Genomic DNA, 17,972 nt, shown 5'->3' with positions numbered 1-17,972 from the left:
AAGCATGATGGAAACTGGGTGATTACATGGTAGTAAATGTCTGGAAAGACCTGAAAAATAAAAAGCTTAAGCCTGTATATCTTCTGCTGGGCAAGGAATCTTATCTTCTTCAGGAAACCCTTCAGCTGATCATAGATGCTGCACTGGAACCGTCCGAAATGGATTTTAATCTTGCGCAGTACGATTTGTCGGAAACGCTGCTTGAAGCTGCAATAGAAGATGCTGAAACGCTTCCGTTTCTCGGTGAGCGGAGAGTGGTTATTTTAAAAAACCCGGCGTTTTTAACTAGTGAGAAAAAGAAGGAAAAGCTTGAGCACCGCATTGAAAAACTTGAGGAGTACGTAAACTCCCCTGCACCTTATACCGTTCTTGTGATTGCAGCTCCGTATGAAAAGCTTGATGAACGGAAAAAAATCACAAAAGCCCTGAAAAAAACTGCTGAAACGGTGGAAATGAACGGATTTTCAGAAGGCGATACGAAAAAATGGATGAATGAACTGGCGGAAACGCATGGCATCACTCTGCAAAACGAGGCCCGGGACATGCTCTATATGCTGACTGCCGGAAATCTTATGGCCATCTCGCAGGAGCTTTCAAAACTGAGTACATATACAGGTGAAGGCGGAACCATTACAGCGGACACAGTATCGTCTTTAGTGGCAAGAACACTTGAGCAGAATATTTTTGAACTAATTGAAAAGGTCGTCCGCAAAGACCGGGCAAACGCGATGCAGATCTTTTATGACCTGCTGAAAGCAAATGAAGAACCGATTAAAATTCTGTCCCTTCTGATCAATCAGTTCAGGCTCCTGCTGCAGGCGAAAGAGCTTGCTGCACTTGGGTACGGACAGCAGCAGATAGCAGGAAACCTCAAAGTGCATCCTTTCAGAGTCAAGCTTGCTCTGGGGCAGGCGCAGCTGTTTCAAAGCAGCGAGCTTACAGCCATCATAAATGAGCTGGCAGAAGCTGATTATGTCATGAAAACGGGAAAGATGGATAAGAAACTGACCATTGAACTGTTTCTTCTGAAGCTATTTAACAGAAAAAATGCATAAAAAAATCCTCTTCCCGTGAAGAGGATTTTTTTGCATTATGCTGAAAGACCGTTTACAGATTTCGTTAAACGAGATTTGTAACGAGCAGCAGCGTTTTTGTGGATAAGTCCACTTTGAGCAGCTTTGTCAATTCTTTTAGCAGCTACAGATAGTGCAGCTTTAGCATTGTCAGCATCGTTGTTAACAATAAGAGCTTCTACTCTTTTGATAGCAGTACGCATAGCAGATTTGATTGTAGCGTTGTGTGCATTGCGCTCAGCGTTCGTTTTTGTGCGTTTGATCGCAGATTTGATGTTTGGCATTCGTTTCACCTCCTAAAAAGCATTCGAGATCTATTATACTCGATATTTTCATCAACAATAAGAACAAGTGATATTTTATCAAACGGGCATATAGAATGCAATATAATTGTAAAGGAAAATCTCGCAGCTGTTTTCCGCCTGGAATGAAACGGTCCAAAACCGGTAAAAATAAGGAATAAATCTAATTTGCCAGGAGGAAAACACGTGAAAGAATCATTGGATCTAAGCAAGTATTCAGTCCGGACAGATTTAGCCATTGAAGCGAAGGGGATGGCAGATGAGTCCAGAACTCCCGAACAGAAGGCGAAATCTCCCGAAATAGAAGGTGTCATAGTTAAAGAGAGGGATGAGAACGGCATCAAAATAACATCTCTTCAAATAACAGAACAGGGAGCAGAGCTGACCGGCAAAAAACCAGGCAATTATCTGACGCTTGAAGTTCAGGGCATACGCCAGAAAGACACAGCCCTCCAGGATCAGGTTGTTGATGTCTTTGCAAAAGAGTTCAGCCAGTTTATGGAGGGGCTGAACATATCGAAAGACGCAAGCTGTCTTGTTGTCGGTCTTGGAAACTGGAATGTGACGCCTGATTCGCTTGGACCGCAGGTTGTGGAAAATCTCCTGGTGACCCGGCATCTGTTTAAACTGCAGCCTGAAAATGTTCAGGAAGGGTTCAGGCCGGTCAGCGCCATATCCCCCGGAGTTATGGGGATTACAGGCATTGAAACTAGTGACATCATTACAGGCATCATTGATAAAAGCAAGCCTGATTTTGTCATTGCCATCGATGCTCTTGCGGCGCGCTCGATTGAACGTGTGAACACGACCATACAAATATCAGACACGGGCATCCATCCGGGTTCAGGTGTAGGAAACAAACGCAAGGAACTCAGCATGGATACGCTTGGCATACCGGTTATTGCACTCGGCATTCCAACGGTAGTGGATGCCGTATCCATTACAAGCGATACCATCGATTTTATTTTAAAGCATTTCGGCAGAGAGATGAGAGAAGGGGACAAACCTTCAAAAGCATTAACACCTGCAGGAATGACATTTGGCAAAAAGAAAGTTCTTACTGATGAAGATATGCCGTCGGATGAACACAGACAGCAGTTTCTCGGAGTGATCGGCACGCTTGAAGATGAAGAAAAAAGAAGACTCATTCATGAGGTGCTCTCTCCGCTCGGGCATAATCTGATGGTAACACCGAAAGAAGTGGATACCTTTATTGAAGACATGGCGACCGTCGTTGCCAACGGCCTGAACGAAGCACTTCACCAGCAAGTGGACAAAGGAAACGCAAGATCATATACCCATTGAAAAACAGTCTATTTTCTCCTTCTGCTGCATATAGTTTAGCAGGCAGGCTTTAAGGAGGAAAAAGAAAGATGAAGCACTTTCGTCAAACTCGCGGTATTGTTGTCACTCTAAACGGGACAAGCTTGAAAAAAGGATTCGCACTAGGCTTTACTTTGTTTATGCTCGTGTTTTTGCTCTCAGGCGCACTGACCTCGCTCAAGCCTGAATACAGGATTACTTCAAAATCAATAAACGAACTGACAAGCAATATTAACGGACAGGCATTCATTCACCTGCTTGGTTTTGAAAACCGTTATTTCATAAAGGATCTTCCTAAAGAAACGAAGCTTCCGAGCGTGTCATCCCTGTTTTTTAAAGCGGCAACAAGCATTAATCCCGACGACCCTCGCAGTCTTCTTGGTAGAGAGCTTCCGGGTTTTACTCTCTTTGACAGTGAAATTTTAGTTGCCGGCGAAGGAACCGACTATACAACCATGCCGATTGAATCTCCTCCTCCAACAGAGGTTCTGCTTGAGGAGAGAGAGGCTTCAATCGCTGACCTGGAGGGAGCGGGTGAGGAGCCTGACCAGGCGAAAACCCCGCCGGTCGAAACGACTGGTGACCGGAAAGTTGTCTATATTTATCACACCCATACAACAGAATCCTATCTGCCTATGCTGAAAAATGTGAAGGACCCAAACAGCGCCTATCACTCAGAAGCTAATGTAACCCTTGTAGGCGACAGGCTTGGGAAAGCACTTCAAGACAAGGGAATTGGGACAAATGTTGATAAAACGAATTTTATGAAAAAGCTGAATGAAAAGGGATGGTCCTTCGGAAAAGCCTACACAATGTCCAGGCCTACAGTTGAAACCGCGATGGCTTCCAATAAAGAAATTCAGTATGTGATTGATATTCACCGGGATTCACAGCGCTATAATGTAACAACCGCAACTATAGGCGGCAAGAAATACGCTAAAGTGGCATTTGTCATTGGAGGGAAGAATCCTCTCCGCGATAAAAACAAACATCTTGCTTCTGAATTGCACAAGCTGATTGAGAGCAAATACCCGGGCCTCAGCCGTGGTGTCTTCATGAAAGACTCGCCGGGGTCAAACAGCCTGTACAACCAGGATCTAACGCAAAACGCTATACTCATCGAATTTGGCGGAATCGATAATAACCTTGAAGAACTGAACAGAACAGCGGATGCAGTGGCCGACATTTTTGCAGATTATTACTGGCAGGCTGAAAAAGTAAATGGAGCGCCTGCCGCTGAGAAAAAATAAGCAATCAGATTAGAGGGACGTACGATGATAAAATTCATGCTGAAGTGCTTTGTCCTATGCTCGGTTCTTTTATTTGGAGTCCTGTTCGGCATGCAGCAGGCAAACCACGGCCTCGTCAAAATGAAAGGCTATGAAGACCCGAAGTTAAGCAGCGCTTTTGAGGTGAAAAATGATGCATCAGGCGAACTCGAAGCTTCTGTCCTCGGAAACACACACAACCTTGAAGAAAAACAGCAAAAGCTCGAAGACATGGAAGCATTCAACTTCTTTTCCCAGCTGGGAAAGACATTTGCCTCGTTTGCGAGTGCTGTCATTACAGGCCTGATCAGCTTTTTGGCAGGCATGGTTGAAAGCCTGTTTCAATAAGGGGGATACTGCATAAGATGGAGGGAAGCGGGCAGCTGCTTTCCTTTTTTTTTTTTTGGGGATTATGAAGGGCAGAAGTGAAAAGTGTATTGAGCCCTTAAGATGCTTGATGATCGCTGAAGGTCGAAAACCGGGGACGAATGTGCCCTTCAGGGAAAAAGAAGTAAGCTGAAGGTCGAAAACCAGGCAGGAATGTGCCCTTCAGGGAAAAGGAAGTAAGCTGAAGGTCGAAAACCAGGCAGGAATGTGCCCTTCAGAGAAAAGGAAGTAAGCTGAAGGTCGAAAACCAGGCAGGAATGTGCCCTTCAGAGAAGAGGAAGTGAACTGATGGGAGAAGACAAGGCAAGAATGTGCCCTTCAGAGAAGAAGAAGTAAGTTGTAGGGCATAATCCAGATACAAATTGTTGCGATTCCGCTTTTCGGTGATGTCCAGCTCCGGTGCCCAGACCTTCTGTCAGAACAAAATCCCCGAAAAAGGCAAACCCTGCCTTTTTCAGTGATTTCTTATCTGCCTGCCAGGTCTAAACGGGCCCCTCCGCTTTTCGGTGATGTCCAGCTCCATCGCCCAACTCCTCTGTCAGAACGGATCCGTCAGTAAAGGCAAAAAGCGCCTTTTCTGCCGCCTCCTTATCTGACTCCCGGAGCTGCCCGGGCGATTCCGCTTTTCGTATGTCCAGCTCCGCCTTCCAACTCCTCGGCCAGAACAAATTCCCCCAAAAAGGCAAAAACCGGCCTTTTCGGGTGAATTCTTATCTGTCTGTCGGAGCTAACCGGAAGGCTCCGCTTTTCGGTGTTGAATGTTCCCCCCCCTATTGTTATAATCAAAGTTAGTGCATTGGCCAGTTTAGTAGGAGTGATAGAACGATTATGATGAATAAAGACGATAAATTAAAGAGGCAGTCCAAGATCCGCAACTTCTCAATCATTGCTCATATTGACCATGGGAAGTCAACGCTAGCCGACCGGATTCTTGAGAAGACGTCTGCTTTGACTCAGAGAGAAATGAAAAATCAGCTTCTTGACTCAATGGACCTTGAGCGGGAACGCGGCATTACGATCAAACTTAATGCTGTTCAGCTGCGATATAAAGCAAAAGACGGGGAAGAGTACATCTTCCATTTGATCGATACCCCGGGACATGTTGACTTTACATACGAGGTATCCCGAAGCCTTGCTGCGTGCGAAGGTGCGGTTCTTGTTGTAGATGCAGCCCAGGGTATTGAAGCTCAGACGCTGGCAAACGTTTATTTGGCGCTTGACAATGATCTTGAGATTTTGCCGATAATCAACAAGATTGATCTTCCGAGCGCAGACCCTGAGCGTGTGCGTCAGGAGATTGAAGATGTGATTGGACTTGACGCCTCAGAGGCTGTTCTTGCTTCAGCTAAAGCTGGCATCGGTATTGAAGAAATTCTGGAGCAGGTTGTTGAGAAGGTTCCGGCTCCACAAGGAGACCCTGAAGCTCCTCTTAAAGCTCTGATCTTTGACTCGCTTTATGATGCATACCGCGGTGTAGTTGCTTACATCCGTGTTGTAGAGGGAACCGTCAAAGTCGGACAGAAAATCAAAATGATGGCAACAGGCAAAGAGTTTGAAGTGACAGAAGTCGGCGTATTTACGCCAAAACCTGTACTCATGGACGAACTGAATGTCGGAGACGTAGGTTTTTTAACGGCTGCCATTAAAAACGTGGGAGACACACGTGTCGGTGATACCATTACGGATGCAAAAAACAGTGCCGTTGAGGCGCTTCCGGGCTACCGGAAACTGAATCCAATGGTATACTGCGGACTTTACCCGATTGATACAGCAAAATACAATGACCTTCGCGAAGCGCTTGAAAAGCTTGAGCTGAATGATTCTGCCCTGCAATTTGAGCCGGAAACGTCACAGGCACTTGGTTTCGGCTTCCGCTGCGGATTCCTTGGCCTCCTTCATATGGAGATTATCCAGGAGCGGATCGAACGCGAATTTAAAATCGACCTGATCACAACTGCACCGAGTGTTATTTATAATGTTTTCCTGACAGACGGATCGGATGTCCGTGTTGACAATCCGTCAAACCTGCCTGATCCGCAGAAGATTGACCGGATCGAGGAACCGTATGTAAAAGCAACCGTTATGGTGCCGAACGATTACGTTGGAGCGGTTATGGAGCTTTGCCAGATTAAGCGCGGCAATTTCATTGACATGCAGTATCTTGATGAGAACCGTGTCAGCATTATTTATGAGCTGCCGCTTTCAGAGATTGTCTATGACTTCTTCGACCAGCTCAAATCCAATACAAAAGGATATGCCTCTTTTGATTACGAGCTGATTGGATACAAAGCATCCAAGCTTGTGAAAATGGATATTCTGTTAAATAACGAAAAAATTGATGCCCTTTCGTTCATTGTGCATAAAGACTCGGCCTATGACCGCGGGAAAATCATTGTTGAAAAACTGAAAGAACTGATTCCCCGCCAGCAGTTCGAAGTTCCGATTCAGGCGGCAATTGGACAGAAGGTTGTTGCGCGCTCGACGATTAAAGCGATGCGCAAAAACGTTCTTGCCAAGTGCTACGGAGGGGATATCTCACGTAAGCGTAAGCTTCTTGAGAAGCAAAAAGAAGGTAAAAAGCGGATGAAAACGGTTGGTTCTGTTGAAGTTCCGCAGGAAGCCTTCATGGCGGTCCTCAAAATGGATGACAACTAATCAAATGATTTTGAGTCCCCGGAAATCTGTGATATTGTAAGAAAAAACTACTGCCGCAGTCGTGTACTGCGGCTTCTTTATTAGAAGGTGAGAAATATGGTTCAGGCAGCATATTTTCATATTCCATTCTGCGAACAAATCTGTCACTACTGCGATTTTAATAAAGTCTTTTTAAAAAATCAGCCTGTAGATGAGTATTTGGACAGCATGCACAAGGAAATGAAAAACACAGTAAAAAAAACACCGGCAGACCGACTTAAAACCATCTTTATAGGCGGCGGCACACCGACAGCCCTGAATGAGTTTCAGATGGAGAAGCTGCTTACGTCCATTGCTGAAGAATTTCCGGTTGGAGGTCTTCATGAATATGCTGCAGAAGCAAATCCCGGTGAAGTCTCCTTGGAAAAACTGAAAATCATGAAAGAACTTGGAGTAAACAGACTGAGCTTTGGCGTGCAGACGTTTAATGACAGGCTGCTTGAAAAAATAGGCCGCAGCCACAGGTCTGAAGATGTGATGAAAACAATTGGCCTTGCAGAAAAAGCGGGCTTTGACAATATCAGCATTGACTTAATGTATGGATTGCCCGGGCAGACGATGGATGATTTTAAAGAAACCCTTCACACAGCGTTCAGTCTTGATGTTCAGCACTATTCGTCCTATTCGCTGATCGTGGAGCCTAAAACCGTTTTCTATAATTTAATGTCCAAAGGAAAACTTCTTCTTCCTCCTCAGGAAGAAGAGGCAGCCATGTATGAGCTGCTAATGGAGGAAATGGACAAGCACGGTTTCGCACAGTATGAAATCAGCAATTTTGCAAAGCCCGGTTATGAAAGCATGCATAATCTGACGTACTGGAACAATGAAGAGTATTTCGGAATCGGTGCAGGCGCCCATAGCTATGGAGGCGGAGTACGCCGTGCCAATGCAGGACCGCTGAAAAAATACATGTCTTTAGTTGAAGAAGAAGGATTTCCGTATACGAGTGAGCACATCGTGTCTAAAGCGGAAGCAATGGAAGAAGAAATGTTTCTTGGGCTGAGAAAATCCGCCGGAGTGAGCCGTGCCAGGTTTTATGAAAAATTTGGCATGCGCATGGAGCAGGTTTTTGGACAGCAGATAAAGGAACAGATTGCTAATGGACTGATTGAAGAAAACGGAGACTTCCTCTCGCTCACACACAAGGGCAAGCTTCTTGGAAACGAAGTGTTCCAGGCGTTTTTAGGGGTTATTCCTGAAAAGGACGGACAGTAATCAGTTCTTTTCTTCCTCTTTGTATTTTTGCCTGATCTGGCATGAGAATTTCGTCTAAATAATTGACATTTCACGAGTGATTTGATACTTTTTATTATAGATTTAGCACTCACACATACAGAGTGCTAACAGAGGTGATGATAATGCTAACAGATCGTCAGCTTTTAATCCTTCAGGTCATTGTGGATGATTTTATTCAGTCTGCACAGCCTGTAGGCTCAAGGACCTTGTCCAAAAAGGATTCGATCACGTTCAGTTCGGCTACCATCCGCAATGAGATGGCCGATCTTGAAGATATGGGGTTTATTGAGAAAACACATAGTTCCTCTGGAAGAGTTCCTTCTGAAAAGGGGTACCGCTACTATGTCGACAACCTTCTTGCACCGCAGAAGCTATCGAATATGGATGTTGTCACAATTAAATCTGTGTTTGCAGAACGTATATTTGAACTTGAAAAAGTCGTTCAGAAATCTGCGCAGATCTTATCGGATCTGACAAACTATACATCGATTATTCTCGGTCCAAAGGTGAACGAAAACCGGCTCAAGCGCATTCAGATCGTTCCAATCAATGACGATACGGCTGTTGCCATTATCGTGACAAATACCGGACATGTAGAGAACAGAACGATTTCGTTTCCCGAAAGCATAGCTCCCCAGGATATTGAGAAGATGGTCAATATTTTAAATGAGAGGCTCTTTAATGTGCCGATTGTGGAGCTGCATGACAAAATCTATAAAGAAATCGTCAGTCTCCTGAAAAATCATATCCAGAATTATGACGCTGTCATGAAGGTGCTTACTGGAACGTTTACGCTGAACAGCAATGAAAAGATCTATTTCGGCGGAAAGACAAACATGCTCAGTCAGCCTGAATTCAATGACATCTCAAGGGTCAGAACGCTGCTTACGATGATTGAACAGGAACAGGAACTATACAATATTTTAAATGCCAACGATTCAGGCATAACAATTAAAATTGGCAAAGAGAATGAAAATATCGCAATGGAAAACTGCAGCCTGATCACCGCAACCTACTCCGTTGACAACAGGCAGATCGGCCGCATTGCCGTGCTTGGCCCGACGAGAATGGAATATTCGCGGGTTATCAGCCTGCTGCAGAGAGTGACAAAAGACATGTCCAAGGCGCTGACAAATTTGTATCACTCGTAAAACAATTGTCCATATTGTAAGAGAGCGGAAAAACCGTTTTCCGCTCCTTTCCATGATGTTTATCCTTTAAGGGAGGTGAAAGAAATTGACTAACGAAGCAAAAGAAAGCTTAAAAGAAAATGGGGCAGCCGGGCAAGAAGAAACAGTGATCAGCCAGGAAGAAGAGGCAGCTGAAGCTCAGGCCGGCCAGGAGGAAGCTCAGGAGCAGGATTCAGGCGAGTTATCTGATGCGAAAGCTAAAATTGAGGAGCTTGAAGCAAAGCTCAGCGATACAGAAAACCGCATGTACCGTCTTCAGGCGGATTTAGATAACTTCAGAAGACGTGCCCGCCTTGATATGGAATCTGCTCAAAAGTATCGTTCTCAAAATCTCATTACCGACATTCTGCCAGCTCTTGATAACTTTGAAAGAGCGTTAAAAATAGATACAGATGACGAAAAAACACAGTCTCTGCTGCAAGGCATGGATATGGTATACCGCCAGCTGATCCAGGCACTTCAAAACGAAGGCGCTGAAGCCATTCAGGCAGAAGGCCAGCCGTTTGACCCGCATCTTCACCAGGCTGTCATGCAGGTGGAAGATGAGAATTTTGAAGCGGGAACGGTTATTGAAGAGTTCCAAAAAGGGTATAAGCTAAAAGACCGCATCATCAGACCAGCAATGGTGAAAGTGAATCAATAAACTACATATCAGGAGGTTTTCTACGATGGGGAAAATTATCGGCATCGATTTAGGTACTACAAACTCATGTGTCGCTGTATTAGAAGGCGGCGAACCTAAGGTTATTCCAAACGCAGAAGGCAACCGCACGACTCCTTCAGTCGTTGCATTCAAAAATGGCGAGCGTCAGGTTGGGGAAGTTGCGAAGCGTCAGTCAATCACAAACCCTAACACAATCATGTCCATTAAACGCCACATGGGTACAGACTACAAAGTAGAGGTTGAGGGCAAAGAAAATACGCCTCAGCAAATCTCTGCAATCATCCTTCAGCATCTGAAAGCTTATGCAGAAGACTATCTTGGCGAGCCTGTAACGAAAGCCGTTATTACTGTTCCTGCATACTTCAATGATGCAGAGCGCCAGGCTACTAAAGATGCAGGTAAAATCGCTGGTCTTGAAGTAGAGCGCATCATCAACGAACCAACTGCTGCAGCACTTGCATATGGTTTGGATAAAACAGATCAGGATCAGACGATTCTTGTATACGACCTTGGCGGCGGTACATTTGACGTTTCTGTTCTTGAACTTGGCGACGGAGTATTTGAAGTACGCTCAACTGCAGGTGACAACCGTCTTGGCGGAGATGACTTTGACCAAGTGATTATTGACTACCTTACAGCTGAATTCAAAAAAGAAAACGGCATTGATCTTTCTAAAGACAAAATGGCTCTTCAGCGTCTTAAAGATGCAGCTGAAAAAGCGAAAAAAGATCTTTCAGGCGTTTCATCTACACAAATCTCACTTCCATTCATTACAGCTGGAGAAGCTGGACCGCTTCACCTGGAAGTAACATTATCAAGAGCTAAATTTGAAGAGCTTTCTTCAAACCTTGTTGAAAGAACAATGGGACCGGTTCGCCAGTCTCTTAAAGATGCAGGTCTATCTAAATCAGAAATCGATAAAGTTATCCTTGTCGGCGGATCAACGCGTATTCCTGCCGTTGTGGAAGCAATCAAAAAAGAGCTTGGCCAGGAGCCGTCAAAAGGCGTTAACCCTGACGAAGTAGTGGCGCTTGGAGCAGCAATTCAGGGCGGCGTTATTACTGGAGACGTTAAAGATGTTGTTCTTCTTGACGTAACTCCGCTTTCACTAGGAATTGAAACAATGGGCGGCGTGTTCACGAAATTAATCGAGCGCAACACGACGATTCCAACAAGCAAATCCCAAGTGTTCTCAACAGCTGCAGACAGCCAGACAGCTGTAGACATTCACGTTCTTCAAGGTGAGCGTCCAATGTCAGCAGACAACAAAACGCTTGGCCGTTTCCAGCTTACTGACATTCCGCCGGCACCGCGCGGAGTACCTCAAATCGAAGTATCATTCGATATTGATAAAAACGGTATCGTAAACGTGCGTGCAAAAGATCTTGGAACAAATAAAGAGCAGGCGATCACAATCAAGTCTTCTACAGGCCTGAGCGATGACGAGATCGAACGCATGGTAAAAGAAGCAGAAGAAAATGCTGAAGCAGATAAATTGCGCAAAGAAGAAGTAGAACTTCGCAATGAAGCAGATCAGCTTGTCTTCGCAACAGAAAAGACACTGAAAGATCTTGAAGGCAAAGTGGACGAAGCGGAAGTTGCTAAAGCAAATGAAGCAAAAGACGCTTTAAAAGCAGCCATTGAGAAAAACGAACTTGAAGAAATCAAAATGAAAAAAGACGAGCTTCAGGAAATCGTTCAGCAGCTGTCAATGAAACTGTACGAAGAAGCTGCAAAACAGCAGCAGGGTGCTGAAGGTGCACAAGGCGCTTCCAACCAGGACGACAATGTCGTTGATGCAGAATACGAAGAAGTAAATGACGACAAGAAATAAATGTCGCCATCCCGAAAGTCAAAGTCAGGCTTGTCTTGACTTTGGCTTTTTTTGATGAGGCTCTTTTCGCAGATAATGTTGCTTTAGTGTGAATCCGTCAAACTCCAGTGGATTGCAGCGGAAGGCACTTGCCTCCTTGTCCAGCTGCAGCGCCCAACTCCTCTGTCAGAACAAAATCCCCCAAAAAGTCAAACCCGGACTTTTCGGGTGATTTCTTATCTGACTGCTGGAGCAAAACGGGCACTTCCGCTTTTCTGGGGCATAAAGAGGGCACTGAAGATCCCGCAAGCGCAGCGAGGAAGCTTCAGGCACTCCCCGCGGTAATCTTGTGACTGGAGCGGAAAGGAACGGGTACGATTGCAAAAACAGCACTCTATGCGAAAGCAATCTTCAATCTGCAAAGAGCGCGTGCTGACAAGGTGTTCATTTTTTATTGAGAAACAAAGACACTTTCAGCTGCCAAGAATAATGTATAGGTACAGAATGACCCCCACAAACATTATCTTGCAATCATGCCAAATCGAGTGATACAATTTACTTTATGTGAGAATTCGGGAGTGAGCAATTATGAGCAAGCGTGATTACTATGAAGTGCTTGGAGTAAGTAAGAGCGCGTCTAAGGATGAGATGAAAAAAGCGTACCGCAAGCTGTCAAAAAAATATCATCCTGATATTAACAAAGAAGCAGACGCTTCAGATAAATTTAAAGAAATTACAGAAGCATACGAAGTCCTTTCTGACGACCAAAAACGGGCTCAATACGATCAATTCGGCCATGCTGATCCAAATCAGGGCTTTGGCGGTTCTGACTTTGGCGGAGGATTCGGCGGTTTTGACGATATCTTCAGCTCTATTTTCGGAGGCGGAAGAAGACGCGACCCTAATGCGCCGAGACAGGGTGCAGACCTGCAGTATACAATGACGATTGCCTTTGAAGAAGCTGTATTCGGCAAAGAAACAACCATCGAAATTCCGCGAGAAGAAACATGTGACACGTGTGACGGATCCGGAGCCAAGCCCGGAACAAAACCTGAAACCTGTTCGCACTGCAGCGGTTCAGGCCAGCTGAACGTTGAACAGAACACGCCATTTGGAAGAATTGTCAACCGCAGAGTATGTCATTACTGCAGCGGGACAGGCAAACAAATCAAACACAAATGTTCAACATGCGGCGGAGCCGGAAAAGTGCAGAAGCGCAAGAAAATCTCGGTTAAGATTCCTGCCGGTGTTGATGACGGCCAGCAGCTGAGAGTATCCGGACAGGGTGAGCCAGGCGTAAACGGCGGTCCAGCAGGAGACCTTTATGTTGTCTTTAATGTAAGGCCTCATGAGTTTTTCGAACGCAACGGCGATGACATCTACTGCGAAATGCCTCTGACATTTGCACAGGCTGCTCTTGGAGATGAAATTGAGGTTCCGACCCTTCACGGCAAAGTGAAGCTGAAGGTGCCTGCAGGTACACAAACGGGCACCAAATTCCGCATGAAGGGCAAAGGCGTCGCGAATGTGCGCGGCTATGGCCAGGGAGATCAGCACATTGTTATCCGGGTGCTTACACCTACTAATATTAATGAAAAACAAAAAGAACTGCTGCGCGAATTTGCTGAAATGAGCGGCGGCAGACCGGATGAGCATGAAGAAAGTTTTTTTGATAAAGTGAAACGTGCTTTCAAGGGTGAATAAACAGAAGTGGAGCTGGTAGAATGAAATGGTCTGAGTTAAGTATTCATACAACACAGGAAGCGGTTGAGCCGATTTCCAATATCCTGCATGAGGCGGGAGCTAGCGGAGTCGTAATTGAAGATCAGATGGATCTGTTAAAAGAGCGCGAAAGTGTGTATGGAGAAATCTACCACCTCAATTCTGATGATTATCCTGATGAAGGTGTTATTATTAAAGCATATCTTCCCGTAAACAGTTTTCTCGGGGAAACGGTGGAAGAAATTAAAGAAGCTGTGAACAATCTGCTTATTCATGATATTGATTTAGGGAAGAATGATATATCAATCAGTGAAGTGAATGAGGAAGAATGGGCTACAGCCTGGAAGAAGTACTACCACCCTGTCAAAATTTCAGAGCGGTTCACAATTGTTCCAACATGGGAAACCTATACTCCCGTCCATTCGGATGAGCTCATCATTGAGCTTGATCCTGGAATGGCATTTGGCACAGGAACACATCCGACGACCGTTTTATGCATTCAGGCGCTTGAGCGCTCTGTAAAAGAAAATGACACGGTTGTCGATGTCGGTACCGGTTCAGGCGTTCTAAGCATTGCATCCGCAATGCTTGGGGCAAAACATGTACAGGCAATGGATCTTGATCCGGTTGCAGTAGATGCGGCACGGCTTAATACAAAGCTCAACAAAGTGCATGAGACAGTCACGGTTACACAGAACAACCTCCTGAACGGTGTCGAAGGGCCGGTTGATGTTGTTGTTGCGAATATTTTGGCTGAAGTCATTCTGAGATTTGCAGGTGACGCCAATCAAATCCTGAAGCAGGACGGATTATTCATTACTTCAGGCATTATCCTAAACAAAAAGGCAGAAGTCAGAAATGGCCTGATCGAAGCCGGTTTTGAGATTGAAGAAACAGTGGTCATGGAAGACTGGGTGGCCTTTATCGCCAGAAAAAAATAAGAGGTGCTCATCGGTGCAGCGTTATTTTATCGAGGAAACAAAAGAAAATAGTCCATCCAGAATAACCATCACGGGAGACGATGTTCATCACATCTCCCGTGTCATGCGTATGAAGCCCGGCAATGAAATTGTCTGCTGTACAGCAGACGGTTTTTCTGCGCTGTGTGAAATCGCAGAGCTTCACGAAGATGCGGTTGTATGTTCTGTCCTGGAATGGCAGGATGCGGACAATGAACTGCCTGTGAAGGTCACGATTGCGAGCGGGCTGCCTAAAGGGGATAAGCTCGAGTGGATTTTCCAAAAGGGCACTGAGCTTGGTGCTTCTTCGTTTATCCCTTTTAATGCTGCCCGTTCCGTTGTCAAGCTTGATGAAAAAAAAGCAGGCAAGAAAGCGGACCGCTGGAGAAAGATCGTGAAAGAAGCTTCAGAGCAATCGTACAGGAATGTGATTCCCGATGTTTCTGAGCCTCAAAGTTTTAAAGAGCTTTTAAGACATTCAGAGTCTTATGATTATAAAATTGCCGCTTACGAGGAATCAGCCAAAACAGGCGAGATGTCGAACCTTGCAAAGGTGCTGCAGTCGTGCAGTCCGGGGCAGTCGGTTCTTGCTGTGTTTGGACCGGAAGGCGGCCTGACGAAAGAAGAAACAGAGCAGCTGACAGCCGCAGGATTCAACCTTTGCGGACTTGGGCCAAGAATTTTAAGGACGGAAACGGCTCCTCTATACCTTTTGTCTGCTGTTTCCTATCATTTTGAATTATCGAGGTGAATCCCATGCCAACAGTAGCTTTTCATACACTTGGCTGTAAAGTAAATCATTACGAAACAGAAGCGATCTGGCAGCTGTTCAAAGAATCAGGCTATGAGCGGTCTGAATTTGAAAGCAAAGCAGACGTATATGTTATTAATACATGCACCGTTACAAATACGGGCGATAAAAAAAGCCGCCAGGTCATCCGCCGCGCCATCAGAAAAAATCCGGACGGCGTCATCTGTGTAACCGGCTGTTATGCACAAACTTCTCCTGCTGAAATTATGGCTATTCCAGGAGTCGATATTGTAGTTGGAACATCCGACCGCATTAAAATGCTTGATTATATCGAGCAGTTCAAAAAAGAAAGACAGCCAATCAACGGCGTCAGCAACATCATGAAGGCGCGCGTCTATGAAGAACTGGACGTTCCTGCCTTCACAGACCGCACACGTGCTTCCCTGAAAATCCAGGAAGGGTGCAATAACTTCTGCACATTCTGCATTATTCCTTGGGCACGCGGACTCATGCGTTCACGTGACCCTGAGGAAGTCATCAATCAGGCTCAGCAGCTTGTTGATGCTGGATACAAAGAAATTGTTCTGACCGGCATTCACACAGGCGGATACGGCGAAGATATGAAAGATTACAACTTTGCGATGCTTCTCCGCGATCTTGATGCACGGGTAAAAGGACTGAAACGCATCCGGATTTCATCTATTGAAGCAAGCCAAATTACAGACGAAGTGATTGAAGTACTGGATCAGTCGGACAAGATTGTCCGTCATCTGCACATTCCAATTCAATCCGCTTCTAACACAGTGCTGAAAAGAATGAGACGCAAGTACACAATGGAATTTTTCGCAGAGCGTCTAACGCGTCTGAAACAAGCGCTGCCGGGCCTTGCTGTTACATCTGACGTCATTGTCGGCTTCCCTGGCGAAACAGAAGAAGAATTCATGGAAACCTACAACTTTATTAAAGAGCACAAATTTTCCGAGCTTCACGTATTCCCGTACTCGAAACGTACCGGAACACCTGCTGCAAGAATGGAAGATCAGGTGGACGAAGAGATTAAAAACGAACGCGTTCATCAGCTGATTGCACTGTCAGACCAGCTTGCAAAAGAATATGCTTCAGATTACGAAGGAGAAGTACTTGAGGTCATTCCTGAAGAAGAGTACAAAGAATCTCCCGAGAGCGGCCTTTATGTAGGATATACTGACAACTATCTGAAAGTCGTATTCCCGGCTTCTGAAGAAATGGTCGGCAAAATCGTAAAAGTAAAAATCACAAAAGCAGGCTACCCGTACTCAGAAGGACAATTCGTCCGCGTCATGGACGAAGACACCACAGCTGAAGCGGTCCGCCAAATTTCATAAACAGCAAAAGAAAAATCCGAACTGGGAATTACTTAGTTCGGATTTTTTTCTTTTGAAAGGCTCCTAAAAGTAAAGTTTTATTTTAGAGAGTACTTACGTTTTAGCGAGCGAAATTAAAACTCCAGTGGACTGCAGCGGAAGGCACTTGACTCCTTGTCCAGCTCCAGCGCCCAACTCCTCTGTCAGAACAAAATCCCCCAAAAAGTCAAAACCGGACTTTTCGGGTGATTTCTTTTCTGACTGCCGGAGCAAAACGGGCGCTTCCGCTTTTCTGGGGCATAAAGAGGGCACTGAAGATCCCGCAAGCGCAGCGAGGAAGCTTCAGGCACTCCCCGCGGAAAGCAAGTGACTGGAGCGAAAGGGAGCGGGTACAAATACAAACCCAATTGAAAAGAATTACCGAAAGCAGGTTTATAATTATTTTCCCGGTGTAAATTAAACTTGTACTCGTATTTCAATCAAAAAAATGATAAGATGTAAGAGGTCAGACGACTATAATAATGGAAAAGGGGTAGTACATATGTCAGTAAACATTGGCAGTATGATCGACCATACGGCTTTAAAGCCTGAAACAACTAAATCACAAATCGAAACATTATGCGCAGAAGCGAAAGAATATAAATTTGCATCTGTCTGTGTAAACCCGACTTGGGTTGAAACAGCAGCAGCCCTTCTAAAAGGCACAGAAGTAAAAGTTTGCACAGTAATCGGTTTCCCGCTTGGAGCATCTACTCCTGAAACGAAAGCATTTGAAACAGGCGATGCAATTGCAAAAGGTGCAACTGAAGTAGACATGGTCATCAACATCGGTGCCCTAAAAGACAAAAACGATGAGCTTGTTGAGCGTGACATCCGCGCAGTTGTCGATGCAGCTAAAGGAAAAGCGCTTACGAAGGTAATCATTGAATCATGCCTTCTGACTGACGAAGAAAAAGTCAGAGCATGCGAGCTTTCTGTAAAAGCAGGAGCTGACTTTGTTAAAACATCTACTGGCTTCTCAACTGGAGGCGCAACTGTAGAAGACATCGCTCTTATGCGCAAAACAGTAGGCCCTGATATCGGCGTTAAAGCTTCAGGCGGAGTCCGTGACCGTGCAGGTGCAATGGCTATGGTTGAAGCAGGCGCTACGCGCATCGGTGCAAGTGCTGGAATTGCCATTGTAAATGGTGAAACGTCAACTTCAGATTATTAATAACAGCAAAAAGCTGACGGAGAAATCCGGCAGC

The 17,972-nt window shown here is 45.3% G+C and carries 15 protein-coding genes; 14 read left to right on the top strand and 1 reads right to left on the bottom strand.

Features of this window, described 5'->3' with window-relative positions; genetic code table 11:
- The first annotated feature begins 26 nt into the window (after positions 1-26).
- Positions 27-1,055 (top strand): DNA polymerase III subunit delta, encoded by a 1,029-nt coding sequence (holA, locus tag AZ46_RS10130; protein ID WP_029279534.1) that lies wholly within the window; start codon positions 27-29, stop codon positions 1,053-1,055.
- 35 nt (positions 1,056-1,090) lie between these two features.
- Here the strand turns inward: holA and rpsT are convergent, their stop codons facing one another.
- Positions 1,091-1,357, bottom strand: coding sequence for a 30S ribosomal protein S20 (gene rpsT / locus AZ46_RS10125; RefSeq protein ID WP_029279536.1), 267 nt, complete (start codon positions 1,355-1,357; stop codon positions 1,091-1,093).
- A gap of 204 nt (positions 1,358-1,561) precedes the next feature.
- On the opposite strand from rpsT, the gene gpr reads away from it, so the two are divergent.
- The 13 genes from gpr to deoC all read left to right on the top strand — a co-directional run bounded on the left by gpr (position 1,562) and on the right by deoC (position 17,938).
- On the top strand, positions 1,562-2,680 hold the full coding sequence (gene gpr, locus AZ46_RS10120) for a GPR endopeptidase (protein ID WP_029279538.1): 1,119 nt from the start codon (positions 1,562-1,564) through the stop codon (positions 2,678-2,680).
- A gap of 68 nt (positions 2,681-2,748) precedes the next feature.
- Positions 2,749-3,948, top strand: a complete 1,200-nt coding sequence (gene spoIIP / locus AZ46_RS10115) for a stage II sporulation protein P (protein WP_029279540.1) — start codon at positions 2,749-2,751, stop codon at positions 3,946-3,948.
- A 24-nt stretch (positions 3,949-3,972) separates the two neighbouring features.
- Positions 3,973-4,314 (top strand): YqxA family protein, encoded by a 342-nt coding sequence (locus tag AZ46_RS10110; protein ID WP_029279542.1) that lies wholly within the window; start codon positions 3,973-3,975, stop codon positions 4,312-4,314.
- An 870-nt stretch (positions 4,315-5,184) separates the two neighbouring features.
- Positions 5,185-7,008, top strand: a complete 1,824-nt coding sequence (gene lepA / locus AZ46_RS10100) for a translation elongation factor 4 (protein ID WP_035319309.1) — start codon at positions 5,185-5,187, stop codon at positions 7,006-7,008.
- 96 nt (positions 7,009-7,104) lie between these two features.
- Entirely contained in the window at positions 7,105-8,262 is a 1,158-nt protein-coding gene (gene hemW, locus AZ46_RS10095; protein WP_029279548.1) for a radical SAM family heme chaperone HemW, read from the top strand.
- Positions 8,263-8,405: 143 nt separating this feature from the next.
- Entirely contained in the window at positions 8,406-9,434 is a 1,029-nt protein-coding gene (gene hrcA, locus AZ46_RS10090) for a heat-inducible transcriptional repressor HrcA (RefSeq protein WP_029279550.1), read from the top strand.
- An 85-nt stretch (positions 9,435-9,519) separates the two neighbouring features.
- The gene (gene grpE, locus AZ46_RS10085) at positions 9,520-10,116 is read left to right on the top strand and encodes a nucleotide exchange factor GrpE (RefSeq protein ID WP_029279552.1); all 597 of its coding nucleotides are present in this window, start codon (positions 9,520-9,522) and stop codon (positions 10,114-10,116) included.
- A 25-nt stretch (positions 10,117-10,141) separates the two neighbouring features.
- Complete coding sequence (gene dnaK / locus AZ46_RS10080) at positions 10,142-11,971, top strand: molecular chaperone DnaK (RefSeq protein WP_029279554.1); 1,830 nt, start codon at positions 10,142-10,144, stop codon at positions 11,969-11,971.
- A 567-nt stretch (positions 11,972-12,538) separates the two neighbouring features.
- Complete coding sequence (dnaJ, locus tag AZ46_RS10075; RefSeq protein ID WP_029279556.1) at positions 12,539-13,654, top strand: molecular chaperone DnaJ; 1,116 nt, start codon at positions 12,539-12,541, stop codon at positions 13,652-13,654.
- A gap of 20 nt (positions 13,655-13,674) precedes the next feature.
- Complete coding sequence (gene prmA / locus AZ46_RS10070; RefSeq protein ID WP_029279558.1) at positions 13,675-14,613, top strand: 50S ribosomal protein L11 methyltransferase; 939 nt, start codon at positions 13,675-13,677, stop codon at positions 14,611-14,613.
- A gap of 13 nt (positions 14,614-14,626) precedes the next feature.
- The gene (locus AZ46_RS10065) at positions 14,627-15,382 is read left to right on the top strand and encodes a 16S rRNA (uracil(1498)-N(3))-methyltransferase (RefSeq protein ID WP_029279561.1); all 756 of its coding nucleotides are present in this window, start codon (positions 14,627-14,629) and stop codon (positions 15,380-15,382) included.
- A gap of 5 nt (positions 15,383-15,387) precedes the next feature.
- Positions 15,388-16,746: a tRNA (N(6)-L-threonylcarbamoyladenosine(37)-C(2))-methylthiotransferase MtaB gene (gene mtaB / locus AZ46_RS10060; protein ID WP_029279562.1), complete on the top strand. Its 1,359-nt coding sequence runs from the start codon at positions 15,388-15,390 to the stop codon at positions 16,744-16,746.
- 520 nt (positions 16,747-17,266) lie between these two features.
- Positions 17,267-17,938: a deoxyribose-phosphate aldolase gene (deoC, locus tag AZ46_RS10055; protein WP_029279563.1), complete on the top strand. Its 672-nt coding sequence runs from the start codon at positions 17,267-17,269 to the stop codon at positions 17,936-17,938.
- The last annotated feature ends 34 nt before the right edge of the window (positions 17,939-17,972 follow it).

It is taken from the genome of Metabacillus indicus LMG 22858, assembly GCF_000708755.2.
GTDB classification, from domain to species: Bacteria; Bacillota; Bacilli; order Bacillales; family Bacillaceae; genus Bacillus_P; species Bacillus_P indicus.
Note: the sequence above shows the minus strand (reverse complement) of the source record. Positions and strands in the feature narration are given on the sequence as shown.